The sequence below is a fragment of the Scytonema sp. HK-05 genome, from assembly GCF_963872035.1.
Taxonomy (GTDB): Bacteria; Cyanobacteriota; Cyanobacteriia; order Cyanobacteriales; family Nostocaceae; genus Kalymmatonema.
In genome coordinates this window covers 46,504-72,428 of record NZ_CAWMYC010000113.1, presented here as the reverse complement: position 1 = coordinate 72,428, position 25,925 = coordinate 46,504, and the positions used below count along the sequence as shown (strand labels likewise).

The window sequence follows — 25,925 nt, the reverse complement described above, 5'->3', positions numbered from 1 at the left end:
ACCCGGTTTATTAAATAAACCGGGTTTCTGGTATACGGGATACGCCGAGACGCCGAGAAAACTATGGCTCGTAGCGTTTTGGTGTGAAATTATATATTACGTATTCAACTATTTGTCGATGACAGATTATTCAAAAGCCGAGCGCGAATTGCCGTCAGTTGCTCTTGGTTATTAACTGGCGATCGCGGCGGTGGTAATTCTGTATTGGGCCAGTTGGTTAAATCGAAGCAGGGACATAGCAACGGGGGCATACCCACGTTTCTCACTGGTACCGGCATACTGCAACGAGCGCATGGAGACACCTCCCAAGCAGGTGTCAGCAATTCTGCTATAGTTTCCTGTGTTCCTTCCAGGTAGCAGTCGCCCGACTCAGGTGAAATAATTTTCTGCCAGCACTCTTCAAACTCGTCACTGTAACGGTCACCATTAATGACCTCTCGCGGCTGTAAGGTTGCCGCACCGTTGTTAATTACAACTTTTTTACCTAGCTGGAACCAATAAGCTAAGTATCTTTTAACGTTTTTTTGTGATGCCATACTAAAATTCTAGATTCTGAATTCTCGTTTTTAAATCAGGAATCGTAAATAAATTATTAAGAAGAGTTATCAGTTGTTAAATGTTAGTTATATTCTCCATCTCCCTCTACTCTCTTTTACTTGGCAATGGGGAACCCAGTACACTGAGATTCAGAACATGACCCCCAGTAACTAAGTAAACTTCTTGGCAAAGACCTCCTAACTGACGTACTAAAGAACCTAGGCGATCGCGGAAGGTTCGACCTGTAGGATAAGCTGGCACGACACCCCAACCTGTCTCCTCCGCTACAAAAATCATGTCGGCAGCAACTAACTGCACTGTTTCTAAAAACTCTTGGACAATGTTTTGCCAAGTCAACTCGTCTTGTTCCAATAAATTTGCTACCCAAGTGCCTAAAGAATCTACCAAAAGGCAGATGTTTGGTTTAGCCTCAGCAAGAACAGCAGACAATTCATATGGCACTTCTAATGTCATCCAATCTTGAGGACGGCGTTCTTTGTGTTGTTGGATGCGTTGCTGCCATTCTTGATCATCTGAGTTTTCTACTGCCGTTGCCACATAGATAACCGCGAGTTGTGACTTTATTGCCAGAATTTCTGCCCATTCGCTTTTGCCAGAGCGCGCTGGTCCGGTCACTAATATGACTTTACTCAAAGCTGTTTACCTAGTATCTTGAATTAAGAAGGGTTGTAACTCTACCAGGCTATCAACTATTAGCTATCAGTTAGCTGACCGCTAAACGCTGAGTGCAGAACGTTTTTTACTCTTATTTTTTTACCATAAGGCTGGCAACTTGTCGCCAAAATAACTTTTAATAGTAAGACTAGCACCAGCATCATCTGAAGGCTGAAGTGTTAAGTATGAAGTAACTATAAAGTATGAAGTATAAAGTATGAAATTATTAAGTGTGATTAATTTTTCATCTTTTGTCCTTCAACATAGCTGCCTTCATCCTTAAACACTACAAGGTACAGCACACTTTCTTTGATATCGGTATGAAAGCAGGCATAAAACGCATAGAGGCAACTCTACACGATTTAGGAACTCGCAACACTGCTGGATCTGACGAAGCGGATGGTTTGACAAAGCCATCTCTATCGTTTCGCATCAGCGTTGGGGGTGAGGAACGCTGTGCACCCAATCCTGAACCGTCCGCAGAGGAGCCTCTTACACAATCGGAACAAAATTCACCTACCCACGATACCTCTGTACAGACTTTTCCAGCACAAGATAGCGATTGCAAAGCACCAAGCTTACCTAAATTTAAAACTCCTAGCTTTACTAGCCATCGCAACGGAGCAAATCCCGCCTTGGCAATGAATTTGTTACAAGAAATTCAGGAAAATGTTGCCTCTTGGCAAAGAGAACTGCAAAAAATCGTCCGGCAGATTCAAGATATATATTTAGAAGGACCGATTGTCAATGGCTGGCTAGAGTCCCACGAACACCAACGAGAACCAGGAGGAACCGCAACACTGCGCCATGCGGAAGTTGACCGCCTCATGGACTATGTAGAAGAAGTTTGCGCGACTGATGATAGCATCTCCTGCGAATCGCCCCGTGCTGGGTATCGTCTGTGTGGTTTGGATGCTTCTGGTAAAGTGTGGTCACGTCCGTGTCCAGCAGAACAAGTTGCAAGCGTTAGTATGGCAATTGCGCGTTACCAAAAGTTGCGCCAACTGTTGGGGCGAAAGCAACATCTAGAAACCCGTCTGACTCAATTGGCAGAAAGTCTTGTGATTTTGCACGGTCATATTCAATCGCAGTGAAATTTGACTCACAAAGAACACAGAACTCAGGAGTCAGAATCGAGAAGGTTTCTTTTGCACTTGGTAGTTTATTCATTAATTTTGATATGTTGTAGGGGTCAGATCCCCGACTTCGTAAAAGTTGTCGGGGATCTTGTAACCCCAGAAGTCACGCATTCGCATTTAGGAGAAATTTAAAGGAAAAAACTGGGTTGGTGAGTCGGAAATTTTTGGGATAGATTAGCAAGGGCAGCAGGCTAAAGTTGGACTTTATCATGGGTTTGTGGTTCATAGTTACTAAAAGAACCAACAACTAGCAACCAACATCCAAAAACCAAACTTAAAGCTTATGCCAAATACGCAAATCTCTGCCATAATCTGCACTCACAATCGAGATACTTATCTAGGCGCTGCTATAGATAGCCTTTTGGCGCAGGATTTTGTCGGTGAGTTTGAAGTCGTGGTAGTGGATAATGGATCGAGCGATCGCACTCGCGAAGTCGTAGAACACAGAAGCCACAATCCTCGCCTCAAGTATGTTTTTGAACCTATCATTGGTTTATCAGTTGCCCGTAACACTGGCGCAAGAGTTGCGAGTTCTGAAATTTTGGCGTATCTTGATGACGATGCAGAGGCAAACTCCCACTGGCTAGAGGTTTTATACTCAGCTTATCAAGATAACCCTAAACTGGCGATCGCCGGTGGCAAAGTGACTCTATTATGGCCCGAAGGAACCCAACCCCCACGTTGGCTATCTACTGGATTATCTGCCAATCTGGGGGCATACGACTTGGGCGACAGTATTGTCTACATTGACAACCCAGGAAAAACCCCCAGAGGCTTGAATTACTCCATACGCCGCAGCTTTCTTGAAGAAATAGGGGGTTTTGATACTCATCTCGGTCGAGTTGGGACAAAATTATTATCAAATGAAGAACTGCAAATGACCGAACTTGCCCTTCAACGGGGAATGCAAGTTGCTTATCTTCCCAATGCCCTCGTCGCTCACAATGTCGCCCCAGAACGCCTCAAGCGCTCCTGGTTTTTCAACCGGGGTTGGTGGCAAGGTATTAGTGAGTGTTATCGGGAACAACTTGCTGGCAAAGCTGGTTTAGGACAATTGCAGCGTGGTAGTGAGCGGTTTGTGCGGGGTTTGTATAAAACTATACAATACTTTCCTGATCCAGCAGAACGCTTTGATAAAATTGTGTATGCATATGGTCAAATTGGTTACTTAAATGCTGCGATTCAGGGTCTTGTGTTCAAATCGAAGAAAGAATAGCGAATAATAACTTATATGTCTTCCACACTACCAGTTTCCGTACTGATTCCGGCAAAAAACGAACAAGCAAACTTGCCTGCCTGTCTCGCAAGCGTCACAAGAGCTGATGAAGTGTTTATTGTAGATTCTCAAAGTAGTGACAAAAGCGTCGAAATTGCTCAAAGTTACGGCGCAAATGTCGTACAATTCTACTTTAATGGACGCTGGCCCAAAAAGAAAAATTGGTCTTTAGAAAACTTACCTTTCCGCAATGAATGGGTTTTAATTGTTGATTGTGATGAGCGCATCACACCTGAACTGTGGGATGAAATTGCCCAAGCAATTCAAAATCCAGAATACAATGGTTATTACCTCAATCGGCAAGTCTTTTTCTTAGGGACATGGATTCGCCACGGTGGTAAATATCCCGATTGGAATTTGCGTTTATTCAAGCACAAAAAAGGTCGCTACGAAAACCTAAACACTGAAGATATTCCCAACACTGGTGATAACGAAGTTCACGAGCACGTTATCTTAGATGGGAAAGCTGGATATCTGAAAAATGATATGATACACGAGGATTTCCGTGACCTTTATCATTGGATAGAACGACATAACCGTTATTCCAACTGGGAGGCTCGTGTTTATCTCAATTTGCTTAGAGGTAAGGATGACACCGGTACCATTGGCGCAAATCTTTTTGGAAATGCAGTACAACGCAAGCGCTTTTTGAAAAAACTCTGGGTGCGATTGCCATTTAAACCATTTTTGCGGTTTGTTTTGTTCTACATTATTAGGCGTGGTTTTTTGGATGGCAGGGCTGGGTATATTTATGCACGGCTTCTCAGTCAATATGAGTATCAAATTGGTGTCAAACTTTACGAATTACGCAAATATGGCGGTCAGCTAAATACCACCTCCACCCCTGTTGCTGAACAACCATCCGTCCCTCAAGAAGTCGGGCAGACAGTGCTTTAGGGGAGAAGGGGTTAATCAACAGACAACAAATGTACAGACGCGCTGAATGAAAGCGTCTCTACAAATAACTGATGTACAGACGCGTCATGGCGCATCTGTACAACTAATGACTAATGACTAATGACTAATGACTAATGACTAATGACGAACCTTTTGTAGATTTACGTAAATATGACCAATCCTGGTTTGACCGGGGGAGAGCAGGTTGGTATATTTTGTTATGGTGGTTTGTACAGGCGATCGCCTTTCCCCTGACTCCTCACCCATTCAATAATTTACGCTGCGCCCTGCTGCGTTTATTTGGTGCTTCTATTGGCAAAGGTGTATTAATTCGACCAACTGCCCGCTTTACCTATCCTTGGAAAGTCACAATTGGCGACTATAGCTGGATTGGAGATGATGTCGTTTTATACAGCCTAGACCAGATCCACATCGGTGAACACTGCGTCATTTCTCAAAAAAGTTACCTATGTACTGGTAGCCATGACATCCAAGACCCAGCCTTTGGATTGAAAACAGCGAGTATCACCGTTGGCAATGGAGTATGGATAGCCGCAGATTGCTTTATTGGACCAGGAGTGAAAATTGGGGCTAATGCCGTGATTGGCGTTCGGAGCAGTGTTTTTAGTGACATACCTTCTGGGCAAGTTTGCTGGGGAAATCCTTGTGTTCCTCGGTATCCAAGGAAGAAGGAGTGATTTATCTACAAAGCTGCTAACGCCGCAGAAACAACTGGGTAATGTAATAAGTATTACCAGTTCGCCAAACTCCCACACCAGTCTCCCGAAAAACAGGACGCAGAATATTCTCGCGATGTCCTGGGCTTTTCATCCAGCCCTCCACCGCTGCTGGTACAGGTTGAGGAATATTCGTACTTGTGAATAGGTTCTCACCCACCACCCAGTAGGAAATGCCCCCAGCCTGTACTCGCTTGTCAAGGGTACTCCCATCTGCCCCGGTGTGGCTAAAGAAGTTTTGTGCAGCCATCTGGCGACTGTATCTCCGGGCAACCTGTGCTAGCTTGTCGTTATTTTGTAAGGGTTTCAGTCCATATTTAACACGCTCTTTGTTAATACCTTGCCTAACTGCTGCCTCAATTTTGGTAGTTGCGGGAGTTTGGGCGAGAACTGGTGGCTTTTGGGGTTTGCCTGTTGGCAGTTGAGGCAAAGGTGGCAAATATTCAATAGCTTGCTCGCACCCTGTTGTTAGGAGTGCGAGTAGCACTATAGCAAAACCAGAAAATATATGAGGTAATCTACGTTGACACTTATGACTCATATTTATATTTTAAAGAAGCGCCCAGTAAGGGTGAAAAAGTACTTATAAACCAACTCCATAAGTAGGTCGGTACAAATAAAGTTAACTCGTTAAGGGCAGTCCTTAGTCATTGTAGAGACGCTTTCATTCAGCGCGTCTGTACACCGTCATTAGTAAGGGTTTTAGAGGCTTTTACATTTCTTAACATAGTTCGGTTTATTTTTACCTATCTACTTAACTCCAACGATATCTGTACTCAAAGTGTTGGCAATCCCTGATAGGGGAACTTCATCCACATTTCATCTGGGTTTGGAAAATTAAATATTTAGTACAGTTCTTGCCCTAATGGTTAGCTCCTCTAACAGAAAATGATAGTTGACACTCCAGTTGACTGGAGATTTCACAATAGTAGAAGAAAACTTTTTGGTCAGTCTTTAGATGGATCTCAAGTCTATGCAACCTATTTCTTGGAAAACTGGATTTTTTGCGTTTACCTTTGTAGCGATCGCATCCCTTACAGCCTGTTCTACTACTGGTTCCCAAAACCAAACTCAAGCCCCAAATACCACTGCAACTGAGGCAAGCGACAAGCAGCAGATGAACCACGGTGGTGATATGCATCATGGTAGTGATATGAATCACAACATGGCAATGGATTTAGGTCCGGAGGACGCTGACTATGATTTACGGTTTATTGATGCCATGACTCCGCACCATCAAGGTGCTGTGGAGATGGCAAAAGAAGCCCAGCAAAAATCAAAACGTCCTGAAATCAAAAACCTGGCAGACGAAATCATCAAAGCTCAAAACAAAGAAATTGCCCAGTTGAAACAGTGGCGCACAGCATGGTATCCCAAAGCACCTAGCACGCCAACAGCTTGGGACGCCCAGATGAATCATACGATGGCAATGTCTCCCCAGCTGTCTAAAGCTATGCGAATGGACATGGATTTGGGGGCGGGTGATGCCGAGTTTGACTTGCGCTTCATTAATGCAATGATTCCCCACCATGAAGGAGCGGTAACAATGGCGCAAGATGCATTGAGTAAGTCCAAGCGCCCTGAAATCAAGAAACTGGCTCAAAATATTATCAGTTCTCAGCAAACAGAGATTAACCAAATGAAGCAGTGGCGACAAGCTTGGTACAAAAAATAAGAAGCGCGATTTCATCGTAATTTCATTTCTTATTGCAAAACTAGGAAGTGTGTACATCTTCAACATTGACTAACACAAGATAGCAATTGCAACTCCTTTCCCCCAGTACTCAAGGACTTTTGAAGCGCGATGCCTAACTCTGTGCGTTCTCAACCACTTACAGCAATTCGTTGTGTTTCTGGCACACTCGCAAGCCTGCTGTTATTAGCGCGTTACCCATCAGGAATCAAAAGTGACTCATCAAAAATAAAGACTATCGATAAAAATAAAAATGCTGAGTGCCATCATTAAATGGGCGATCGCTCGCCGTTGGCTAGTGGGACTTAGACAAAAAACACCCAGAAAAAAGCCTCAAATCTATATACAAAAAGACTTTGACATCGTTTTGCTTAGTTTGTTGATATATCTAGGTTTCGGCCATTTTTGAGCATTTGGTGTATTTCCCTTACCCTGAATGGGTTTGAGGCTTGTTTATCCCTCAAAAATGTTTAAGTCCCGTTAGCAGGATTAGCAATGCAACCGATTTACCAATCCTACAGACAAATTCAACAATTTACAGCGGATGTGGCACACGAGTTATGGACACCTTTCGCTGCATCACAAGCAACGGTGGAATCAGCGCTGATGATACCGCAACTGGATGAAACAGAAGCGCGGGACATTCTGCAAACTATACAGCGTCAAAATCAGCGACTCACGACTTTGGTTGCTGATTTGTTGTTTTTATCTCGCTTAGACAGACAAAGAGTGCCAATGCGAGGCGAATGTTGCTTGGATGATATTGTTAACGATTTAGTAGAAGAATTTGCAGCAATGGCGATCGCCGTTAATGTGAAGCTGACATCTTGAATACGAGTCCATCAACCTCTGAATATTGTCGGTAATTCTGAGCAGCTTTATCGTCTGGTTTTTAACTTAATTATCAATGCGATTCAATACACGCCACAATTTGGGAAAGTGACAGTTATCTTAGACCTCACTGACAATTATGCTGTGATTCAGGTTCAAGATACAGGCATTGGCATTCCACAAAACGAGCTGACTCGGATTTTTGACCGTTTTTATAGAGTGAATAGCGTTAGCGTTCGCGAAGCGTGCGCCCTTGGCGCTCAGCTCCTCCCGAATGAGGCTCGCTCTCGTAGCACTGGCGGTTCTGGACTAGGGTTGGCAATTTCTTTGGCAATTGTTCAAGCACACTACGGTAGCTTAAATGTGCAAAGTGAATTAGGCAAAGGTAGCACTTTTACTGTTCAATTGCCTTTTGATATCACCGACTTTGAAGGTGTTCACTCTATTTACCGATTGAAATGGGTGCATCGTCGCTCACGTAAATTAAAGTAAACGTTTCTGACTAACTATGCTACATATCAGTTAGGCTGCTACATTTTCTTCTGCGCTTATTTCATAAAACAAAATAGTTCTTTTGTTGTCATCTGCCATAGGTAGGTTAAACTCACACTTGTAAATATTCTTAACAATTCTTTCCGAAAAGTTCTTAAGAATAGATAAAATTTTATTATAAAAATTATCCTAAAAAAAAAGCACAGCCTACACACTGCGCTGGTTCCTTGTTTTTTAGCTCCAACAAGCGTTAATTCTTGCCAGTAATCTATCAAGATTGATCGGCTTGCGGATAAAATCATTAGACCCTATATCTAGTTCTTTGCTGACACTAGCCTCTTCACAACCAGTAACGAGCAAAATGGGAATAAAGGGTAACTTATCATTCTGGCGGATACACCGGGTTAACTCATAACCGTTCATCCCAGGCATCATGACATCTAGTAACACTAAATCAGGTGGTGAAGCCTCTATCTTAGCCAAAGCTAAATTGCCATTGGTTGCGGTATCAACGTCAAAGCCCTCTGCTTCTAGAGCAGTTTGAAGCAAAGATACATTAAGCGCAAAATCATCCACAACCAATATTCGACGACGTTCAGAAGACTGCATAGATGCAAATCCTTATGCATGAAGTAAGAGGGACAAAAATTGGGTATTTTTACTCAAATGTTTTTATCTTTACATAAAGTCTTAACATATAAATCTATTTTTAGATAGATGACGTTTGATTGAAATGACAAAATTAATGCGGCAATACGGATTAAGTTCCGATACTGCCGCATCTATGACTTTAGCTTAATCGGGCTTAGTTGCCCCACGTCTCACCGCTACATATTGTGCAGCATAGCCTTACCGAAAGAAAACCGTTGCCTTTTGCCGTTAAGATCAACTGTTCAAATTCCGTGCGATGGCACGAAGTGCCCACCTAAGTGCAAAGCCCACGCACTCGCGTTCGGCGATCGGCTTCGATATCAATCTGGAATAAACTTAAGAGAGACACCGTTTATGCAGTAGCGTTTCCCAGTGGGTGCAGGACCGTCGTCAAACACATGACCTAGATGCCCTTTGCAGCGACTGCAATGCACTTCCACTCTGGTCATAAATAATGACTTGTCTACGGTTGTGCCAATTGCACCTTCAATTGGGTGAAAGAAACTAGGCCAGCCAGTACCACTGTCAAATTTTGTTCCAGATGTAAATAATGGCTGTCCGCACCCAGCACACACATAAGTGCCTTTAGCATACTGCTTATTAAGTGGGCTAGTGTGAGGACGTTCTGTCGCATGTTGACGCAGCACACAAAACTGTTCCGGCGTTAACTCTTCGCGCCACTCTTCTTCTTTTTTGTTGATTTCAGACTCTCTATTTGAAGTTGTCATAATTCTTGAAGTTCCTGTTAGATAGCGTGATAAATATGTTCGAGTGTTGTTGGTCAGTTGCTGATGAAGTTTGTGATTAAGTCATTAAAGGATGACATATCCTATTTACTAGAATCAACGTCCCTAAAGTAACCCTGATAAACTCCTTCAAATTAGCTCAGAAAGGCTGCTAGGTCTTCTGAAAATATGTATTTTCATATGGGAAGTGACTCATTTAGGACTCAACTTAGCCATTACCGTGCTGCTGACCTTATAGTTTTTATTCTACCTATTTACCAACAATAGTGGTAAATAGCTGATTTACCTGGTAAAATTCTCAACAATATTAATTTTGACATAAAACCAACAGGAATTTTATTGCAGATATCACGAAAAAAGATTCGGTATACACTAATGAGGGGGTTAATCAAGATTTTTTCACTTCAATATCGGAAAAGCATCCTACCTAAAGGTGATAAAGACACAAAAGGTAGTTGATAGTATTAGTAAATCAAAAAAGAACCAGGGAGTGTCAGAATATGGAAATTAGTGCTCGTAATGCTTTCAAAGGCACTGTCAAAAAAATTATCACAGGAGCTGTTAACGACGAAGTCAGCATAGAAATTGCGCCAGGAGTAGAGGTCACTGCAGTCATTACAAAAACTTCAGCAGAAACGCTAGGACTCCAAGAAGGAAAACAAGCTTACGCTATCATCAAAGCTTCAGATGTGATCGTTTCCGTTGATTAGGTGATTGTTTTTGTGCCGTCAAGCTTGACAAAAATTGGTATATTTTATAACTCAGTATAAAGCCTTAAACCCCAAATTGAGCGAGAAAAGCCAATAAAAAGAAGGTAGCCTTATCGCGTATCTTTTTACTTTTTCTGAGTTTGTACGGATAGGTGCAAGATCTGAGAATAGCTATCCTTCATTGGGAAGAGGCAATCGCGCTTTTGCCTCTCTAGGATTGTAAGCGTTTATTGCCCGCAATCCACGCAAACCGTCAGGTATTGAAAGACTTGCAAGCCATAGCATTCCAAGCGTGGAATCATCATATTAGGAGTTTAGACGGTTATGAACAGTTCGTTGACCCGACCCCTGGCTGTTGTAACGGGTGCCTCTAATGGCATCGGCTACGAACTCGCCAAACAGTTCGCCCAAAATGGCTTTGATCTGGTTGTCACAGCTACTGGATCAAGCATCAACGAAGCGGCTCAAGCCTTCCTTGAATTAGGTGCCAAGGTGGAAACGGTGCAGTCGGATCTCGCCACCTATGAAGGAGTCGAGGCGCTTTACAACAAGATTAAGGCAACTAACCGACCAGTAGATGCGATCGCTATCAACGCGGGTGTCGGTGTCGGTGGTGACTTTGCACGCGAAACTGACCTGAAGGACGAACTTAATCTCATTAACTTGAACGTCGTATCCACTGTCCATCTCGCCAAGCGGGTGGTGAAGGACATGGTTGAGCGCGGCAAGGGTCGAATCCTCTTCACCTCGTCCATCGCCGCCCTGATGCCGGGTCCGTTCGAGGCAGTCTACGCGGCTTCCAAGGCATTTGTGCATTCTTTCTCAGAAGGACTACGCAACGAGTTGAAGGACACAGGCGTCACCGTCACCGCACTCATGCCTGGACCGACTGATACCAACTTCTTCCACCGCGCAGGTATGGACGACACCAACGTGGGCGCGAGCAAGAAGGATGACCCGGCTGATGTCGCAAAGCAGGGTTTTGAGGCACTGATGGCAGGCAAGGACGATGTCATTGCTGGCTCAGTCAAGACGAAGTTGCAGGGTAGCGTGAGCAAAATCTTGCCTGATACCGTCAATGCTGAACTGCACCGCCAGCTCAGTGAGCCAGGGTCAGCTAATAAGTAATCTGCTTTGAAGCTACCGGATTAGCTGCACGTGCAAAACTTCCTGGCACAAAGCATTGCGTAGTGTTGACCAATGTTAAAGAACTCATAGACCCAGAGGATAAATGGCACAATTTATACTCTGTAGGTATGATAGATTTCATGCGGACATCTAAAGGGAAAAGTGAACTACCCACACTTACTCGAAGAGAAGTGTGGGTAGTTCACATGTAGCCTTTCATAAGAATGATTGTCGAATTAGAAAAGATAATTGACACCATATTCAATTTGTGCAAATCACATGCGTTTGCCCTGCTGCTTTTAATAAGAAAATTTAAAGTGAATTAACGTTGCTGGAAATGTTTGGGTTTTAAAGGGGAAGCAGGAGCAGAAAGTACTAGGATGTTTCTAACGTTGCTGATGTAACGTCCTCCTGCTTTATCACCAGGCACCACTAGACGAGCAAATCCCTCATCTGTATCTGTCAAATACTGGATAGTACCATCGCTTGCTTTTTTTGCATATGCAATGAGTACTTGCTTCCCTTCAAAGTTGGGGTGAATTTCACCAATAGCCACAACCGCCTCATAGCAGTCAGTGGCTTCCGCAAGAACGTACTGTCGGAGGAAAGCGTTTTTAGGATTTTGACCAGAATTACCAGCTTCAAGTCCCCCTGAAGAAATCTCATTATTAATTAACTCCCACAAGGGAACTCCATAGTATGTTTCTGTTCTCGGACCTGCTCCTGTTTGGAAAGTTACAGTGATTTCAGTAACGACTGCTGGGTCTTGTTTCTTTAAATCCTCCTGCAAATCTATGAGCTTTTGCAAGTCAAACGTTATTGGGTTTTTGACCTCACCACCCAAGCGGAATGTCTCAGACAGACCGCCCGGACACGCATTTTCTTCCCAGGAAGCGCGGTTTGCTGGGTCAGCTAAAGTAGGTTGCCAAAATCCCACTATCGATAGTGTTAAGGACACAATTGCGATACGACGAGTAAAACGCATAAAACATACCTTTGTTTAACTACTTACATGAATTGTTAAAAATTCGCTTCTAGTAACAGCAAGTAATCACCTTCCTGAGTTTTCGCTTTTTGGAAGCTGTCGATGTTTTCTTAAGGGCTAACCCAATACCAACAGCAAGCAAAATCCCGCCCAAATTCTGTGATTCGGGAACGGAAGTCGAGGGAGTGGCAGATGGGGAACTAAACCCATACTTCGCCAGAATTTTTTGTCCAGCTGGTGAAAGGATATACTCAGCAAGTTTTGTACCGTTGGGACTGGCATCTTTGAGTACAGTCAGTCCATAATCAGCTTTGACTGCTAGATTTTGAGGCAATTCTATTAATTGCAGGTCGGGTGACTCTTGAAGAGCTGATAGTCCACTCGTGTAATAAGCCAAAAAAATATCTGCCTGCTGAGTCTCTTGAATAAAGTACACTAAGCTATTTTTTCCCCCTGGAACTGGTGGAGAAGAGGGTCCACCTACCAACCGCAAGGCTTTTGCATCCAATGTTTGGAAGCTACCTGGTCTTAGCTCATTGGCTTTGCGAAATATCTCCTGTGCGTAGTCCCCGGAAGGATCTGAGATAGGTGTTGAAGTACCCAATTTGATTTGTGGATCTAGCAACACATCTAAAAGATTGTCCGACGTGACAGACAAACCCGGTCTCACAATGGCGGTCATGCGATTACTGGTAAAGTTCACCACAGATCCACTCAAGCCTTGCTGATACAATTTGAGAGGATTTCCTATATCTGCACTCGCAAAGACATCAGTCTTCTCCCCATTTTCTAAGCGTTCTCGCAATGACCCAGAAGGGCCAAATTCCCTGTTCACGGTAATGCCGTATTCCTGGGTGAAAGCGTCAGCGACTTCAGACAAACTACCCCTCAAACTGCCAGCACCATACAAGGTTACCTTTGGCGGTTCAGACTGAGTCTGATCGACAGCGAAAACCCTAGATGTCAGCGTGACACCGGAAATACAGGTAATCAGCGAGACGGCAAGCAAATATTTTCTCATCCTTTTTGAGCGTTAAGTATCGGTATACAGTAGGAAAATTGCTATCACTTCCGTGCCTCTCTACGCTTGTTTAAGCTTTTGTTGTCTCCATCAATTTCTCCGGGAAAACTCTGATGTACATCTAGGTTTTTGTATGTTGTCATAACATACCAGCTATGTTGGTAAAAATCAAGTCAACTATGTTTAAGCTTTGCAGAGAATAAGAGCAGTAGAATTGTTTATTTGGTATTGATGAATAGCTACCAGCCTGTAAGCTTACTCCTCGCCGCGATCGCCCCTTGGGCGGGCACTTGTGCCATCGCCCCCATCGGCGGGGCTTTGCCCATCGCCCATACCTCCTTGGGCGGGCACTTCACTTGTGCCATCGCCCCCATCGGCGGGGCTCTTGGGAAAGCGGACACGCCTCAAAGAACGCCCATCGCCTCGCTATTGCTCCATAGAATCCAGCAAATCTGCAATTTCGTCTGGTTGGAACCACACTAAGCCAAGTTTCTTCAAGTCTTCTGTGTAATAGAAGCTGATTCCACAGATATCTACAATTCTGGCTTCTAGGGCGAGAGTAATATCATCTATACACTCATCGATTCGACATACAGGTTGATCAAAGTTGGCGATATGAGCAATCAATTGAATTCTGTCTGCAGAAAAACCGTCAACTGCAGCAGGCAACAGTAGAAGAGGAAAACTTCTTTCTAGCCAAGGGTTGCGTTTAATCAGACCTTTAAGAAGGTAAATAAAATAAGCTGCAATCTGATGATTTGTCATCTCACCAGACTGAACTCTGCGACGTGAAATTGCAAGCAGGTTGGAGAAGAATGGTACTCGCAACTGCTTGTCTAATAACCGATAGGGATTTTTCAAGCTCTGTGGAGCTCTACAGTACAAGTGCGGATTTTCTAGTTGATATTTTGCCAAGACTTGCCGTGCTAGCCGGGAAAGATACATTTTGTCGCCATCACAGCTAAAATCAGCGCCGAGTTTGCAATTATTTTGGATCAGGATTTGTGCTGCCCAAATCAAGCTTTGCTGTTCTAATTCCTTAACAACTTGTTGTGCATCAATATCAGGGGTATTTGTCCGAATGAACCACAAGACAGACTCTTTATACAACTGGTGTGAGGTTTCACATGCCACATATCCAACTGACTCATTGGAGCGTAAAACCTCTAGCCATTCAGCCATTAATTGGTATAAAACAGCCTTGTTATGAGTTTGAATTGCCTTGACCAACTGCCAAACAGCAGCTTGTTCTTGTGTGGTCCATTTTTGTGGCATACTAATTTCATCCATCCTCTGAATGCAGCCAGTGTTTCGTTTTGGAATTGCAAGCGCTCAAAGACTACTGTGTAGCATAAGAAGCATCACTGTCTTTGTAGTTACTTGTATATTACCAATTAAATTGGTATAAATGTGTTCCTGTAAGGATTTCGGAAAAATTCAAAAGTTAAAAAAATCAATTTTTAAGATCATTTCACAACACTTCATTTGCAATATGTTAGGCTGTGTTACCAACAATATTGGTATAAAGCAGCGATTGATACAGTTTTGGCAACCGATTTAAGCTTTGATGGTTTTGGGGGAATGGTATGTCCTGTTTGGGGTATGCCAAGCAATGCCTGTAAATCTTGAATTGGTTTGGTAGGTTAGGCGCAAGCTCTGCAGTCACTAAAAACTACGTTTCTTGCTCTGATGAATTTAGGATTGTCAAGAATAGCAACTGTCAAAGCGAGCCGTCTTCCTAAAAGCCTTCGCCGGCACTTTGACATCAAACCTTCACCTGTAGCGTTAGATTTGCTCACCGCCTTTGAAGTCATCGGTTACACTGTCCTTTTGGAATCAGATATTAACATAGGTAGACACAAGGCACAAGGTTGTCTTGATACCAAGGTGGTTTTGGGCGATTGGGCGCAAGCCAGCACTCTCTTGAGCGATTGGGCACGAGGGCACTGCGCTCCGCGCGATCGCCTATACAATGCCTTGAAGCAGATTAACCCCAAACTGTCAACTGTTGCGATTGAAACAGCTATCTCTGGGGTGAGTTTCACCCAAAGTTCTAACCTGTTTGAAAATAACCGTCTTTTTCACCAACACCTGACACAAGGAGTTGATGTTGCGTACCAAGAAAATCACCAAACAGTTCATGAAAAAGTTTGGCTGGTTGATGCGTCTAATTTGCTCAACAATGACTGGTTAGTTATTCATCCTTTAACCCTGATTGAGGGAAGTTCCACTCACTGTCTGGATGTGGTTGTCTTCATCAACGGGTTCCCATTAGCAGTCATTATCTGTACCGATCCTCAGGACAAAAACGCTACCCTCAAAAAAGCGTATCAGCAACTTCAGTTCTACAAACAACAAATTCCAACCCTGTTTTCCTACAATGCATTCCTGATTATTGCCAACCGAAATCAAGCACGAGTTGGCACTTTAACTTCTGAGTGGGAAGAGTTTCTGCCTTGGCGCACGATTGATAACGAAGACTTTCCGCATCAAGGAGAAACAGAACTAGAAGTGCTGATTCAAGGGATTTTTGACAAGCGGCGTTTTCTAGAGTTGATAAACCACTTCATGGTATTTGAGAACAACGGAGCCAGTATCAGCAAACAGTTGCTTCGTCGCCCTTTTTGTACAACGCCATACCCAAAAACAAGCTGTCATTCTTAAGCAAGCAAGTATTTCCCAGTATTCAACATGACAATTATGCCTACGAACTCCAATTGGTATGAGAAAGAACTCATCGAAGAGTTCACTACCATCATCAATCACTCTTTCCCACAAGTTGGGCAATTGCTAAAGCGCTGTCATGTCAAACTCATCCAGTCATTCTGGGGACAACAGAGTCTTCACTTCCTGCCCTACATCGCGATTTATTGCCCTAATGAGATCATTGCTGCTGTCAAAGCGCAAATCTCTGTATTTAGAGAAGTCGCAAAATATGTAGGAGTTGTTGAGGTTGTCTGTCTGAATGCCACATCCCTGCTGCATGATCCCATGTCCAAGATCAAGCAGGATAATCCTCGCTTGTGGTTAGAACTGCACTGGATTGTCACACAGGAAAAAGGACAGGTCGTATGAAAACTGGGCTTTTCTGCAATTACGAAAATCATGACCATGATGCTCGTCGTGCCATCTCTGAGCAAGTGGCGGTCGTAAAACACGGAGAAAGCTTAGGCTTTGAAGAAGCCTGGGTAACAGAGCACCATTTCAATGATTTGAGTGTTAGCTCGTCTACTTTGATGTTAATGGCACATTTGGCGGGCGTAACTTCAACAATCACATTAGGTTCGGCAGCAGTGCTGTTGGCGTTTCATAACCCAATTACTGTTGCAGAAGATATTGCCACATTGGATAACCTGTGCGATGGGCGACTTGCTGTAGGAATTGCCAAGGGTGGACCATTTCCCGAACAAAACAAGCACTTTGCCACACCGATGAGTGAATCGCGTGCCAAGACACTAGAGGCAATGACGTTGATTCATAAACTGTTGTATCACAACGATGTGTCGTTTCAAGGGCAATACTATCAGTGCAATGATGTCACGATTTACCCGAAACCCTTACAGAAAAAAATACCAGTGTACCTTGCTACCAGTGATGATGAGGCGATTGGATTTGCTGCCCTTAATTCTTTCGGCTTGATGGGAGGACCACCGTTTTCCCTGGATACACTCAAAAACAATGTTGCCAAATACCGCGCTATCAATTCCAGTGGTTGTGATAAGTTCATGCTGGCACGATTCTTTTTTGTTGCGGGTACCAAAGATGAGGCGATCGCTGAGGCTTTACCTTTGATTCGCAGTTTTAGTCAAAGAATGAAGATGTTGAGTGCTAAAGCACAAAAGTGTGGCAATAGCAGCCAACACCTCCAAGCTTCTAGTAGTCAAAAAAGTATTTTTGATGAAGACCAATTGTTAGAAAATTCGATAATTGGTGATGTAGCCACTTGCCGAGACAAAATCAAACGATTTCAGGACGAACTCAATTTAGGCACTTTAGCACTGAAACCCGCTTCGTTGAATCTGCAAAAAAACCTAGAGAGTTTGACGCGCTATAACGAAGAGGTACGAACTTATGTGTAAACAACGCAGTGATTAGAAAGGGGTGTTACCATGAATCAACCTTTCCTTCCTCCAGATGATTTGCCTCCAGCTAGAACAACTCTAGTTGATGAAATACTGCACAGACAACTAGAAACAGTTGCTGGCATACGCTTTTACCAAACCTGCGGTCCCATTATGCGGGTTTTGCTGTCGAATTGTCACTGGTATTTCCAAACGAGTTCTGGCATTTTGACGCTAGTGATTGTTTGCTATGACATTGAAAGTTATTGGCATATCACTAACGCTGTTTCCCATATTCTCAAGAGATTGAAGCTGTTTTCAAACAGTGCCAAAATTCGCCTCTGTCCACCAACTGAGTTGGGGACACCGTGGGAAATCGAAGTCAATGAAATGTCAGATGATGAAATCCCGGATGATGAAGATTAATTTCTGTACGTTCGCTCATTTTCAATAAGTGGGAGGGAATTATGTCTTGCAGTGCTTGGAGTGTGCCTGATAGAAAGACTCTGGCATTTTCATTAGTGAAAGCATCTGCCGTTGGAGACAGTTTTTCCTTGAACCGCTTCAATATTTACAGTAGCAGCAGGTAGTGAAGCAGGTGTTCTGACTCACTTTCACCGTCACCTTTTGGCTACAATCAAACCAAGCCCGAAAAAGTCTTGGCGTTCAAAGATTATGGTAGCCATCACCCAACAACCCCAAAAAATGACCATCGAGGAATATCTCGAATGGGAACCTCAGCAAGACGTTCGCTACGAATATGTCAACGGCGAAGTTTTTGCCATGACAGGTGGTACAATTCCGCACAATGATGTTGCACTTAACCTTTACGCAGCTTTACGCCCCCATCTGCGTTCCAGAGGTTGTCGGGTGAATGTGTCAGATGTGAAAGTGCAAGTCAGTTCCCAAAGCGCTTACTACTATCCTGATGTTATCGTCAGTTGCGACCCAATAGACCTCAACGCCCGCAAATTTATTCAATTTCCCAAGCTGATTGTCGAAGTCCTCTCCCCAGGTACAAGCGCCAAAGACAGGGGTGAGAAATTCACTTATTATCTTAAAATCCCCACTTTGCAAGAGTATGTCTTGATTGACTCTGAAAAAATCTCCGTTGAGCGTTACTCTCGCGGAGAGGGTAGAATGTGGCTTTACTATCCCTACACGAGTGGAGATATTATCACTCTCTCAAGTATTGAATTTGAATGTCCTATTGAATTGCTGTATGAAAGTGTTGTATTTGGAACCGAGGAATAAAGAAAAGGCAATTATTCTCAGGAAAACAGCACCTTCCTTGTTATAAAGCCCCCATATGGGGGCTTGAAAGTTTCATACTCTAGCTTGCAGATAGTTGACAACTATCTCAAAAAGACTTTGTTAATCAACAGCAACTATTACATCCGAAGATTTTATAATAGCGTATGCTTGCTTTCCTTCTTGCAGTTGAAGCTTTTCTGCTGATGACTTGGTGATGATCGCAGTGACCTCTACTCCAGAAGCAATTTCTAATATTACCTCGGTGTTAACGGCTCCTTCCACAACTTTTTTTACAGTAGCTTTAAGCGCATTACGAGCACTTACTTGCATCTTTTGATGTCCCCTGTAGTGTTTGAACTTAATAATACTAGCAACTATTGACTCTTATAATTAACATCTTGACGTCAACATTACTATTCTTAACTTTTCCTTAACGTATAAAAAACCATTGCTTAGTCTTACAGCATCCTTCAAATGATTAGATCACAAATCTTCGGGTGTTCCTTGCCCGTAAAAGCCTATGTCGTATCCATTTGAGATATTGGTGAGCAATGCCCACCTTAGCTGAAAACCGCTGTAAAATCAGGGTTTTCAGAGAAAGTAAATTTATAATGTCATATTGCCATGACTGCAATTACCATCAACTTTAATAATGTTGTTAAACTAACCGACGATCAATTTTACCAACTGTGTCAGGATAATCCCGATGTCAAATTTGAGCGCAACGCCAAGGGAGAATTGATTGTAATGCCACCAACGGGGGGAGAAACAGGAAAACGTAACGCGAAACTTACTGCACGATTTGTTTTGTGGAACGAACAAACACAACTCGGTGAAGTATTCGACTCCTCCACTTGCTTTAAACTCCCCAACGGTTCTGATCGCTCCCCTGATGTATCCTGGATACAATTAGAGCGGTGGAACGCACTGACACCCGAACAGCGCGAGAAATTCCCACCCATCGCCCCAGATTTTGTATTGGAGTTGATGTCTCCATCCGATAGTCTTAGCGTTGTTCAAACCAAAATGCAAGAATATATGGATGCAGGCGTAAAATTGGGTTGGCTTATCGACAGAAAAACTGGGCGTATCGAAATTTATAGACAAGGGCAAACAAAAGAAGTATTGGAGTTCCCCACAAGCTTATCTGGAGAAGAGATATTACCTGGTTTTGTTTTGGATTTACAGATTGTGTGGGGTTAATTGCAATTTCAAACAAGCTAAAAATTTTCTAAACAATATCATTATCAGGACTTACGCAAAGTCGAGAATGTCATACTGAGCGAAACGGAGTGTAGCGAAGTATCAAGGGAGATTCTATGTCTTTCAGACACGCTGAGTCCCAAAGGGACACGCTTCGCGAACGCGAACGTTTCGCTAGCGCTACACTCAGAATGACAGTTTTTCGTTAAAATGCGTAAGTCCTGATTATTTTTGTAGTAGCAATTTTTTATATACTAGATAAAAAATAATGTTTATGAATCCTTTTTATAGGGTTTGACAGATTTGGCTATACTTTGTTTTAGGATAGGTTTAGTGTTTTGTCTTGGTGACGGGGTAAGATCCTGTGCCAAGTTTAGTAGTTTTGGGTGGTTTGGTGCGATCGCAAGTGCTTTTTCATAGTACATTCTTGCTTCATCAACTCTGCCAAGTTTCAACAGTGCGCGACTTAAATCTGATGTGACGATGGTCAAACCTCTTTCATTTTTTAAAATTTTGTCGATTTCAAAACCTTTTATAAGTTGAATAACAGCTTCTTCTAAGTTTCCATGTGCGAGTAAAGCTTGACCCATTGCAGTATAAACTTTTGCTAGATGTCCTTGGTCGCCTAGTTCCTCGCCTAATTTGATACTTGCTTGGAAATACATCAGGGCTAATTTATGCTTTTCCTCTCCTCCCTGTTTGTGTAATACTCTACCCAGAGTGTTAAGAATTATTGCTTGTCCGCGTTGGTCTGCCTCTTTTGTAGATAAGTCGTAACATTGTCGGAGAATTTTCTCTGCTTCATTCCATTTTTGTTGTTTTCTTAGTATTCTGCTTAGAGTATGAAGGGCAAATATTAAAGGTTTAACATCGTCCAAGTCGGCACAAATGTCTTGGCTACGTTTTAATATTTGTTCAGCTTCTTCCCATTGACATTGTAATTCTAGAATCCTGCCTATATTATTCAATGAGATAGCCGAGCTTTTCTGGTTTCCTAGTTTTTCAGATATGTCGTAACTGCTTTGGAAAGCTTCTTTTGCTTCATTTAATTGCTTTTGTTCGAGCAATAAGTAACCCTTTTGATGCAATATCTCAGCTAAATAGGTAAGTCCTATTGGCTTTCGCTCCTGGTTATTTAATTCTTCTTTGATAGCAATAATACGTTCAAGAGTCGAAATAGCTTTTTCAATTTCACCCTGCTTGCGTAGTACCGCGCTTAGAGTCTTTAGCGTCTTTACTAAAGAGCGTTTGCTATTTAGTTGTTCTTGAATATCAATAATGCGCTCAAGGGTTTTTCTTGCCTCTTCAAAATCGCCCTGTTGACGCAGTACACCAGCTAGACTTGTTAGGGTCATTGTCAAGCCGCGTTGGTTGCCAAACTGTTGTTGAATTGCAATACTACTATGAAAAGAATCGATGGCTTCATCGAGTTTATTTTGCTGCTGTAAAACACCAGCCAAGCAGTTTAAACCGATTACTTCTTGGCGTTTGTCATCCAGTTGTTGGCTGATTTCAATTTGACGGCGAAAAGCATTGACGGCTTCATCGAATTTTTTTTGCTGCTGTAAAACACCAGCCAAGCAGTTTAAACCGATTGCTTGTGAGCGTTTGTCATCCAATTCTTGATTGATTTCAATTCTGCGGCGAAAAGCATCGACGGCTTCATCGAGTTTATTTTGCTGCTGTAAAACACCAGCCAAGCAGTTTAAACCGATTGCTTCTTGGCGTTTATCATCGAGTTGTTGGCTGATTTCAATGCTGCGGCGAAAAGCTTCGGCGGCTTCATCGAGTTTATTTTGCTGCTGTAAAACACCACCCAGGCGATTGAAAGCAATTCCCTCGAAACGTTTGTCATCCAATTCTTGATTGATTTCAATTTCACGGCGAAAAGTATTGACAGCTTCATCGAGTTTGTTTTGATGCTGTAAAACACTACCTAAGCAGTTTAAACCGATTGCTTGTGAGCGTTTATCATCGCGTTGTTGGCTAATTTCAATACTGCGGCAAAAAGTATCGGCGGCTTCATCGAGTTTGTATTGCTGTTGTAAAACATCACCCAAACGCTTTAAACCGATTGCTTCAAAGCCTTTAGCATCGCGTTGTTGGCTGATTTCAATGCTGCGGCAAAAAGTATCGGCGGCTTCATCGAGCTTGTTTTGCTGCTGTAAAACACCACCCAAGTAGTTTAAACCGATTGCTTCTAAGCGTTTATCATCGCCTTGTTGGCTAATTTCAATGCTGCGGCGAAAAGTATCGGCGGCTTCATCGAGTTTGTTTTGCTGCTGTAAAACACCACCCAAGTAGTTTAAACCGATTGCTTCTAAGCGTTTATCATCGCCTTGTTGGCTAATTTCAATGCTGCGGCGAAAAGTATCGGCGGCTTCATCGAGTTTGTTTTGCTGCTGTAAAACACCACCCAAACGCTTTAAACCGATTGCTTCTAAGCCTTTAGCATGGCGTTGTTGGTTGATTTCAATGCTGCGGCGAAAAGTATCGGCGGCTTCATCGAGTTTGTTCTGCTGTTGTAAAACATCACCCAAACGCTTTAAACCGATTGCTTCTAAGCGTTTATCATCGCGTTGTTGGCTAATTTCAATACTGCAGCAAAAAGCATCGACAGCTTCATCTAGTTTATTTTGCTGCTGTAAAACACCAGCCAAGTAGTTTAAACCGATTGCTTCTGAACGTTTATCATCAAGTTGTTGGCTGATTTCAATTCTGTAGCTAAAAGTATTAGCGGCTTCATCGAGTTTTTTTTGGTGCTGTAAAACACCAGCCAAGTAGTTTAAACCTATTTCTTCTTGGCGTTTGTTACCAAGTGCTTTGCTGATTTCAATTTGACGGCGAAAAGCATCGACGGCTTCATCGAGTTTGTTTTGCTGCCGTAAAACACCACCCAAGCATTTTAAACCTTTTGCTTCAGAATGTTTATTATCGAGTTGTTGGTTGATTTCAATACTGCGGCGAAAAGCATCAACGGCTTCATCTAGTTTATTTTGCTGCTGTAAAACACCACCTAAGCAGTTTAAACCAATTGCTTCTTGGCGTTTGTCATCGAGTTGTTGGTTGATTTCAATTTGACGGCGAAAAGCATCGGCGGCTTCATCTAGTTTATTTTGCTGCTGTAAAACACCACCTAAGCAGTTTAAACCAATTGCTTCTTGGCGTTTGTCATCGAGTTGTTGGTTGATTTCAATTTGACGGCGAAAAGCATCGGCGGCTTCATCTAGTTTATTTTGCTTTTGCAAAGCACTTCCTAAGCTGTTTAGCGTAATTGACAAACCATCTGGTTCATCTAATATTTCTTGGATAGCTAAAGCTTGTTTGAAAGTATCTACAGCCTGGTCAATTTTTTGTTGTCGCCGTTGTACACGTCCAAGGGTAGTAAGCCAATTTGCATGACACTGATGGCGGGTTTGCTCAATTTTGATTTTTTGCAATATATCTGAAATAGGAACAAGTACTGCCTCAGCATTCAGATGTTCCTTTTCCAGAGAAAGATACTTTGCTTGTTGAATGCGGAATTTAACTACCAATTCCCAATTCTCAAATCGTTCCGCTAAAAGTTGGAACCTGGACATGAATGCTACTGCTTGCTTCCAGTAGCCATATTTTTCAAAAAATTCTTGCAGCCGGGATGCAAATTCATAGTCAGCACTTTCTTGATGTTGCAACCAATCAGCAACCAAAATAATACCGTTAATATCCTCTGCGATCGCACTAGCAACAAAACCAACATCGCTGGATTTAACTAAATTGATAAAAAATTGAGCGTGTCGAGTTGCTGCATCATCTCGCAATCCGCGTTCAACTGCCAACTCTTGAGCAAACGCACGAATTAACGGATGGAAAACAAATCGATTCTCTCCCACCTCAGCATAGTTAAGTAGCGAAAACCGACATAAGCAATCGAGGTCATCTTGTGCCGTATACTCATCACTATAATTACCTGTTGCTGTTGCAGAACGTCGAGAAAATCCATCCTCGGCACAAACACTTAAGCAGGAAAAAAAATCAATTTGCTCTGGCTGAAGTTCTTTTAAGCTAAGTGAGAAGCAAGCACGAACATCCAAATGTTCATCTTTTGCAACTCTTAATCTTGCCAATCGTCTTTCTTCTCGCAATGAAGCCGCATAGTCTGCGAGACGACGATTTGGGTTCAACTTTAGCGCAGCGCCGATAATTTGTAATGCTAGGGGTAAATAGCCTGCTAACTCGATAATTTCTTCAGATATTTGAGGTTCGGCTGCGATGCGCTTTTCGCCTAATAGCTTTTGCAGCAGGAGTAATGATTCTGGTTTCGAGAGCGGTTTAACTTCAATCGTACCTTGATCGGGAATATCTAACGAAATGGACAACAAGCGATCGCGTGTGGTGATAATAACCGCGCATCTGTTGCCATCTGGATATAATTCCTTAATAATATTGGCATCTTCAGCATTATCGAAAATCAACAGTATCCGACGATGAGCAAACACATCTTGCATGATGGTTTTTGCGTCTCGCTCATCTTCTGGATCTACTTCTTGTCCACAACGTCGAGCAAAATCACGAGCGATGGTGTCTGCATCTTTACCATCAACCCGCAAACCAATGACACCATCAGGAAAATCTGCTTTGTGTAACGTAGCGAAGTGACAAGCAAGCGCTGATTTGCCGATACCCCCAGTACCAGCCAAACCAGCGATGCTACACAGTTTGGTTCCTTGACGATGAATCAGCAGTTCTTGAAGTTGCTGCAATTCTTCGTCTCTACCAGTAAAACTAGAGACATCTTTTTGTGGCAATATAAAAGGTATTTGAAAAGGCAGAGACGTTGAATTATTAGCTTTTTTGTGCCTTTCGCTTATTTCTGCTTCTAATCTGCTAATATTTTCATTACATTCTTTAATCTTGCAGTGAAGAGAATATTTTTGTTCGGGGTCTGCCGTTTTAACTTTTTCTTCCTCAAAAAAGCCACACTTATCCCGCCAAGAATTAAGCGCTTCTTCTAAACTAGCAACCCCCTCTAGCTTCATCCTCTACCTCTAAAGAGCGATTTTACCTGTTGCCATGACCGAACCATTAAAGCTTCGGTATCCATTTCCAACTCATAGGATGCAATAGCCGGGACAATAGGTAGAGCTACTTTCAACTTTGCACTTGCCGTTTTTCCTGGTTCGTCAAGCTTGGCACGAATTTCTGTTAACAAACGCAGCAACTCATCGGGGTAGTTAATCGAACGTTGCATTTCCAAACGTTCAACAGCTTCCATAACCCGCATCAAAGCATTTTCGGCTTGCAAATCGGAAATAAAATAAGCATCAGTCCCTTGATAAAGGAGTTGTCCATATTCAACCTCATACTTGCGAATATCCGGTAAGATTTCTCGCTTAATTCGCATCTTCAATTCGGTTTTAGCAGGGGTACTAGCTGTCACAACCAGTTCCTTTTGAAATTCCCCAAGCTTCTCGTATAAAATTTCTAAAATATCTTCGAGAGAAGTTAATCGTTGACGGCTAATTTCTTGAGACCGCATAAGTAATCTTATTTATTCAAGATAATCGTGTTTCTACGTATTATTCCTGATTATAACCAACTTATCCGGTTGAATTAGCTTTTCCTTAAGCGGACAATTACTTAAATAGAGAAAATTCGGGGCGTTATCATGAAAGCTGTTTATATCATGTTCGGCTAATTAGTTATGATTCCCACGTTGGCTGCACCCCACCCCTTTATCCCCTCCCCCTCCGGGTTCGCCAGTTGCCTAGGTCGGGAAACCCTCCTGCAGCACTGGTCTCACCGCAAGCGGGGAGGGGAGCCTAAGCGTAGCTTTGGCGGGGTGGGGTTCTTCAGGAATGATAACTAACCAACAGAGCCTTATATTATACCAAGTTGCAGTCATAGAGA

General features: G+C 42.8%; 26 protein-coding genes and 1 pseudogene. 15 read left to right on the top strand and 12 right to left on the bottom strand.

Going from position 1 to position 25,925, the window contains the following annotated elements:
• Window positions 1-104 precede the first annotated feature (104 nt).
• Both AACT52_RS22680 and cobU read right to left on the bottom strand, forming a co-directional pair.
• Window positions 105-536 (bottom strand): hypothetical protein, encoded by a 432-nt coding sequence (locus AACT52_RS22680; RefSeq protein WP_073633491.1) that lies wholly within the window; start codon window positions 534-536, stop codon window positions 105-107.
• Window positions 537-642: 106 nt separating this feature from the next.
• Entirely contained in the window at window positions 643-1,191 is a 549-nt protein-coding gene (cobU, locus tag AACT52_RS22675; protein WP_073633490.1) for a bifunctional adenosylcobinamide kinase/adenosylcobinamide-phosphate guanylyltransferase, read from the bottom strand.
• Window positions 1,192-1,532: 341 nt separating this feature from the next.
• On the opposite strand from cobU, the gene AACT52_RS22670 reads away from it, so the two are divergent.
• The 4 genes from AACT52_RS22670 to hpsU all read left to right on the top strand — a co-directional run bounded on the left by AACT52_RS22670 (window position 1,533) and on the right by hpsU (window position 5,222).
• Window positions 1,533-2,306, top strand: coding sequence for a hypothetical protein (locus tag AACT52_RS22670; protein WP_073633489.1), 774 nt, complete (start codon window positions 1,533-1,535; stop codon window positions 2,304-2,306).
• A gap of 328 nt (window positions 2,307-2,634) precedes the next feature.
• Window positions 2,635-3,567 (top strand): glycosyltransferase, encoded by a 933-nt coding sequence (locus tag AACT52_RS22665; RefSeq protein WP_073633488.1) that lies wholly within the window; start codon window positions 2,635-2,637, stop codon window positions 3,565-3,567.
• Between the two features lie 15 nt (window positions 3,568-3,582).
• Window positions 3,583-4,524 (top strand): glycosyltransferase family 2 protein, encoded by a 942-nt coding sequence (locus AACT52_RS22660; protein WP_073633487.1) that lies wholly within the window; start codon window positions 3,583-3,585, stop codon window positions 4,522-4,524.
• Between the two features lie 134 nt (window positions 4,525-4,658).
• On the top strand, window positions 4,659-5,222 hold the full coding sequence (hpsU, locus tag AACT52_RS22655) for a hormogonium polysaccharide biosynthesis acetyltransferase HpsU (protein ID WP_073633486.1): 564 nt from the start codon (window positions 4,659-4,661) through the stop codon (window positions 5,220-5,222).
• A gap of 16 nt (window positions 5,223-5,238) precedes the next feature.
• Here the strand turns inward: hpsU and AACT52_RS22650 are convergent, their stop codons facing one another.
• Window positions 5,239-5,802, bottom strand: coding sequence for a CAP domain-containing protein (locus AACT52_RS22650; RefSeq protein ID WP_073633485.1), 564 nt, complete (start codon window positions 5,800-5,802; stop codon window positions 5,239-5,241).
• A gap of 432 nt (window positions 5,803-6,234) precedes the next feature.
• Between AACT52_RS22650 and AACT52_RS22645 the strand changes: the two genes are divergently transcribed.
• The 3 genes and pseudogenes from AACT52_RS22645 to AACT52_RS22635 all read left to right on the top strand — a co-directional run.
• On the top strand, window positions 6,235-6,936 hold the full coding sequence (locus AACT52_RS22645) for a DUF305 domain-containing protein (RefSeq protein ID WP_083630493.1): 702 nt from the start codon (window positions 6,235-6,237) through the stop codon (window positions 6,934-6,936).
• A gap of 129 nt (window positions 6,937-7,065) precedes the next feature.
• The gene (locus tag AACT52_RS22640) at window positions 7,066-7,227 is read left to right on the top strand and encodes a hypothetical protein (RefSeq protein WP_158054748.1); all 162 of its coding nucleotides are present in this window, start codon (window positions 7,066-7,068) and stop codon (window positions 7,225-7,227) included.
• 207 nt (window positions 7,228-7,434) lie between these two features.
• A pseudogene (locus AACT52_RS22635) lies at window positions 7,435-8,277 on the top strand (sensor histidine kinase); the annotation flags it as partial.
• A 234-nt stretch (window positions 8,278-8,511) separates the two neighbouring features.
• Here AACT52_RS22635 and AACT52_RS22630 read toward each other — a convergent pair.
• Window positions 8,512-8,886: a response regulator gene (locus AACT52_RS22630; protein WP_073633483.1), complete on the bottom strand. Its 375-nt coding sequence runs from the start codon at window positions 8,884-8,886 to the stop codon at window positions 8,512-8,514.
• 362 nt (window positions 8,887-9,248) lie between these two features.
• Window positions 9,249-9,713 (bottom strand): peptide-methionine (R)-S-oxide reductase MsrB, encoded by a 465-nt coding sequence (gene msrB / locus AACT52_RS22625; RefSeq protein ID WP_443216665.1) that lies wholly within the window; start codon window positions 9,711-9,713, stop codon window positions 9,249-9,251.
• Window positions 9,714-10,174: 461 nt separating this feature from the next.
• On the opposite strand from msrB, the gene AACT52_RS22620 reads away from it, so the two are divergent.
• Both AACT52_RS22620 and AACT52_RS22615 read left to right on the top strand, forming a co-directional pair.
• Window positions 10,175-10,384, top strand: coding sequence for a TOBE domain-containing protein (locus AACT52_RS22620; RefSeq protein ID WP_073633481.1), 210 nt, complete (start codon window positions 10,175-10,177; stop codon window positions 10,382-10,384).
• A 324-nt stretch (window positions 10,385-10,708) separates the two neighbouring features.
• Complete coding sequence (locus AACT52_RS22615) at window positions 10,709-11,512, top strand: SDR family NAD(P)-dependent oxidoreductase (RefSeq protein WP_073633480.1); 804 nt, start codon at window positions 10,709-10,711, stop codon at window positions 11,510-11,512.
• Between the two features lie 322 nt (window positions 11,513-11,834).
• On the opposite strand, the gene AACT52_RS22610 is transcribed toward AACT52_RS22615, so the two are convergent.
• The 4 genes from AACT52_RS22610 to AACT52_RS22595 form a co-directional block, all read right to left on the bottom strand.
• A complete protein-coding gene (locus tag AACT52_RS22610; RefSeq protein WP_073633479.1) occupies window positions 11,835-12,497 on the bottom strand; it encodes a hypothetical protein in 663 nt (220 codons plus the stop codon).
• A gap of 49 nt (window positions 12,498-12,546) precedes the next feature.
• Window positions 12,547-13,518, bottom strand: a complete 972-nt coding sequence (locus AACT52_RS22605) for a molybdate ABC transporter substrate-binding protein (RefSeq protein ID WP_073633478.1) — start codon at window positions 13,516-13,518, stop codon at window positions 12,547-12,549.
• A gap of 255 nt (window positions 13,519-13,773) precedes the next feature.
• Window positions 13,774-13,926 carry a hypothetical protein gene (locus AACT52_RS22600; protein ID WP_158054746.1) on the bottom strand — a complete coding sequence of 51 codons (153 nt, stop codon included), beginning with the start codon at window positions 13,924-13,926 and terminating at the stop codon, window positions 13,774-13,776.
• Between the two features lie 18 nt (window positions 13,927-13,944).
• Entirely contained in the window at window positions 13,945-14,793 is an 849-nt protein-coding gene (locus AACT52_RS22595; protein ID WP_143172859.1) for a hypothetical protein, read from the bottom strand.
• A gap of 414 nt (window positions 14,794-15,207) precedes the next feature.
• On the opposite strand from AACT52_RS22595, the gene AACT52_RS22590 reads away from it, so the two are divergent.
• From AACT52_RS22590 to AACT52_RS22570, 5 genes are all read left to right on the top strand, one after another.
• Window positions 15,208-16,182, top strand: coding sequence for a type I restriction endonuclease (locus AACT52_RS22590; RefSeq protein ID WP_073633476.1), 975 nt, complete (start codon window positions 15,208-15,210; stop codon window positions 16,180-16,182).
• Window positions 16,183-16,218: 36 nt separating this feature from the next.
• Window positions 16,219-16,593: a hypothetical protein gene (locus AACT52_RS22585; protein WP_073633475.1), complete on the top strand. Its 375-nt coding sequence runs from the start codon at window positions 16,219-16,221 to the stop codon at window positions 16,591-16,593.
• Window positions 16,590-17,597, top strand: coding sequence for an LLM class flavin-dependent oxidoreductase (locus AACT52_RS22580; RefSeq protein WP_073633474.1), 1,008 nt, complete (start codon window positions 16,590-16,592; stop codon window positions 17,595-17,597). Before AACT52_RS22585 ends, AACT52_RS22580 begins: the two co-directional genes overlap by 4 nt.
• A 30-nt stretch (window positions 17,598-17,627) precedes the next feature.
• Window positions 17,628-18,005, top strand: a complete 378-nt coding sequence (locus AACT52_RS22575; RefSeq protein WP_073633473.1) for a hypothetical protein — start codon at window positions 17,628-17,630, stop codon at window positions 18,003-18,005.
• Between the two features lie 249 nt (window positions 18,006-18,254).
• On the top strand, window positions 18,255-18,833 hold the full coding sequence (locus AACT52_RS22570) for a Uma2 family endonuclease (protein WP_073633472.1): 579 nt from the start codon (window positions 18,255-18,257) through the stop codon (window positions 18,831-18,833).
• A gap of 120 nt (window positions 18,834-18,953) precedes the next feature.
• Here the strand turns inward: AACT52_RS22570 and AACT52_RS22565 are convergent, their stop codons facing one another.
• On the bottom strand, window positions 18,954-19,163 hold the full coding sequence (locus AACT52_RS22565; protein WP_041038565.1) for a TOBE domain-containing protein: 210 nt from the start codon (window positions 19,161-19,163) through the stop codon (window positions 18,954-18,956).
• Window positions 19,164-19,457: 294 nt separating this feature from the next.
• On the opposite strand from AACT52_RS22565, the gene AACT52_RS22560 reads away from it, so the two are divergent.
• The gene (locus AACT52_RS22560; protein WP_073633471.1) at window positions 19,458-20,036 is read left to right on the top strand and encodes a Uma2 family endonuclease; all 579 of its coding nucleotides are present in this window, start codon (window positions 19,458-19,460) and stop codon (window positions 20,034-20,036) included.
• A 272-nt stretch (window positions 20,037-20,308) separates the two neighbouring features.
• Here AACT52_RS22560 and AACT52_RS22555 read toward each other — a convergent pair whose 3' ends face one another.
• Both AACT52_RS22555 and AACT52_RS22550 read right to left on the bottom strand, forming a co-directional pair.
• Window positions 20,309-25,054 (bottom strand): tetratricopeptide repeat protein, encoded by a 4,746-nt coding sequence (locus AACT52_RS22555; RefSeq protein WP_073633470.1) that lies wholly within the window; start codon window positions 25,052-25,054, stop codon window positions 20,309-20,311.
• On the bottom strand, window positions 25,051-25,554 hold the full coding sequence (locus AACT52_RS22550) for a hypothetical protein (RefSeq protein ID WP_073633469.1): 504 nt from the start codon (window positions 25,552-25,554) through the stop codon (window positions 25,051-25,053). The genes AACT52_RS22555 and AACT52_RS22550 overlap by 4 nt, the downstream gene beginning before the upstream one ends.
• Window positions 25,555-25,925 lie beyond the last annotated feature (371 nt).

What these genes read in the sequence shown, in the direction of transcription:
- AACT52_RS22560 (WP_073633471.1), top strand. Translation starts at nt 19,458, where the DNA reads ATGACTGCAATTACCATCAACTTTAATAATGTTGTTAAACTAACCGAC.
- AACT52_RS22615 (WP_073633480.1), top strand. Translation starts at nt 10,709, where the DNA reads ATGAACAGTTCGTTGACCCGACCCCTGGCTGTTGTAACGGGTGCCTCT.
- AACT52_RS22555 (WP_073633470.1), bottom strand. Translation starts at nt 25,054, where the DNA reads ATGAAGCTAGAGGGGGTTGCTAGTTTAGAAGAAGCGCTTAATTCTTGG.
- AACT52_RS22630 (WP_073633483.1), bottom strand. Translation starts at nt 8,886, where the DNA reads ATGCAGTCTTCTGAACGTCGTCGAATATTGGTTGTGGATGATTTTGCG.
- AACT52_RS22610 (WP_073633479.1), bottom strand. Translation starts at nt 12,497, where the DNA reads ATGCGTTTTACTCGTCGTATCGCAATTGTGTCCTTAACACTATCGATA.
- AACT52_RS22650 (WP_073633485.1), bottom strand. Translation starts at nt 5,802, where the DNA reads ATGAGTCATAAGTGTCAACGTAGATTACCTCATATATTTTCTGGTTTT.
- AACT52_RS22565 (WP_041038565.1), bottom strand. Translation starts at nt 19,163, where the DNA reads ATGCAAGTAAGTGCTCGTAATGCGCTTAAAGCTACTGTAAAAAAAGTT.
- AACT52_RS22640 (WP_158054748.1), top strand. Translation starts at nt 7,066, where the DNA reads ATGCCTAACTCTGTGCGTTCTCAACCACTTACAGCAATTCGTTGTGTT.
- AACT52_RS22575 (WP_073633473.1), top strand. Translation starts at nt 17,628, where the DNA reads ATGAATCAACCTTTCCTTCCTCCAGATGATTTGCCTCCAGCTAGAACA.
- AACT52_RS22665 (WP_073633488.1), top strand. Translation starts at nt 2,635, where the DNA reads ATGCCAAATACGCAAATCTCTGCCATAATCTGCACTCACAATCGAGAT.
- AACT52_RS22595 (WP_143172859.1), bottom strand. Translation starts at nt 14,793, where the DNA reads ATGCCACAAAAATGGACCACACAAGAACAAGCTGCTGTTTGGCAGTTG.
- AACT52_RS22645 (WP_083630493.1), top strand. Translation starts at nt 6,235, where the DNA reads ATGCAACCTATTTCTTGGAAAACTGGATTTTTTGCGTTTACCTTTGTA.
- AACT52_RS22670 (WP_073633489.1), top strand. Translation starts at nt 1,533, where the DNA reads ATGAAAGCAGGCATAAAACGCATAGAGGCAACTCTACACGATTTAGGA.
- AACT52_RS22570 (WP_073633472.1), top strand. Translation starts at nt 18,255, where the DNA reads ATGGTAGCCATCACCCAACAACCCCAAAAAATGACCATCGAGGAATAT.
- hpsU (WP_073633486.1), top strand. Translation starts at nt 4,659, where the DNA reads ATGACTAATGACGAACCTTTTGTAGATTTACGTAAATATGACCAATCC.
- AACT52_RS22660 (WP_073633487.1), top strand. Translation starts at nt 3,583, where the DNA reads ATGTCTTCCACACTACCAGTTTCCGTACTGATTCCGGCAAAAAACGAA.
- AACT52_RS22680 (WP_073633491.1), bottom strand. Translation starts at nt 536, where the DNA reads ATGGCATCACAAAAAAACGTTAAAAGATACTTAGCTTATTGGTTCCAG.
- AACT52_RS22605 (WP_073633478.1), bottom strand. Translation starts at nt 13,518, where the DNA reads ATGAGAAAATATTTGCTTGCCGTCTCGCTGATTACCTGTATTTCCGGT.
- AACT52_RS22585 (WP_073633475.1), top strand. Translation starts at nt 16,219, where the DNA reads ATGCCTACGAACTCCAATTGGTATGAGAAAGAACTCATCGAAGAGTTC.
- AACT52_RS22550 (WP_073633469.1), bottom strand. Translation starts at nt 25,554, where the DNA reads ATGCGGTCTCAAGAAATTAGCCGTCAACGATTAACTTCTCTCGAAGAT.
- AACT52_RS22590 (WP_073633476.1), top strand. Translation starts at nt 15,208, where the DNA reads ATGAATTTAGGATTGTCAAGAATAGCAACTGTCAAAGCGAGCCGTCTT.
- AACT52_RS22620 (WP_073633481.1), top strand. Translation starts at nt 10,175, where the DNA reads ATGGAAATTAGTGCTCGTAATGCTTTCAAAGGCACTGTCAAAAAAATT.
- AACT52_RS22580 (WP_073633474.1), top strand. Translation starts at nt 16,590, where the DNA reads ATGAAAACTGGGCTTTTCTGCAATTACGAAAATCATGACCATGATGCT.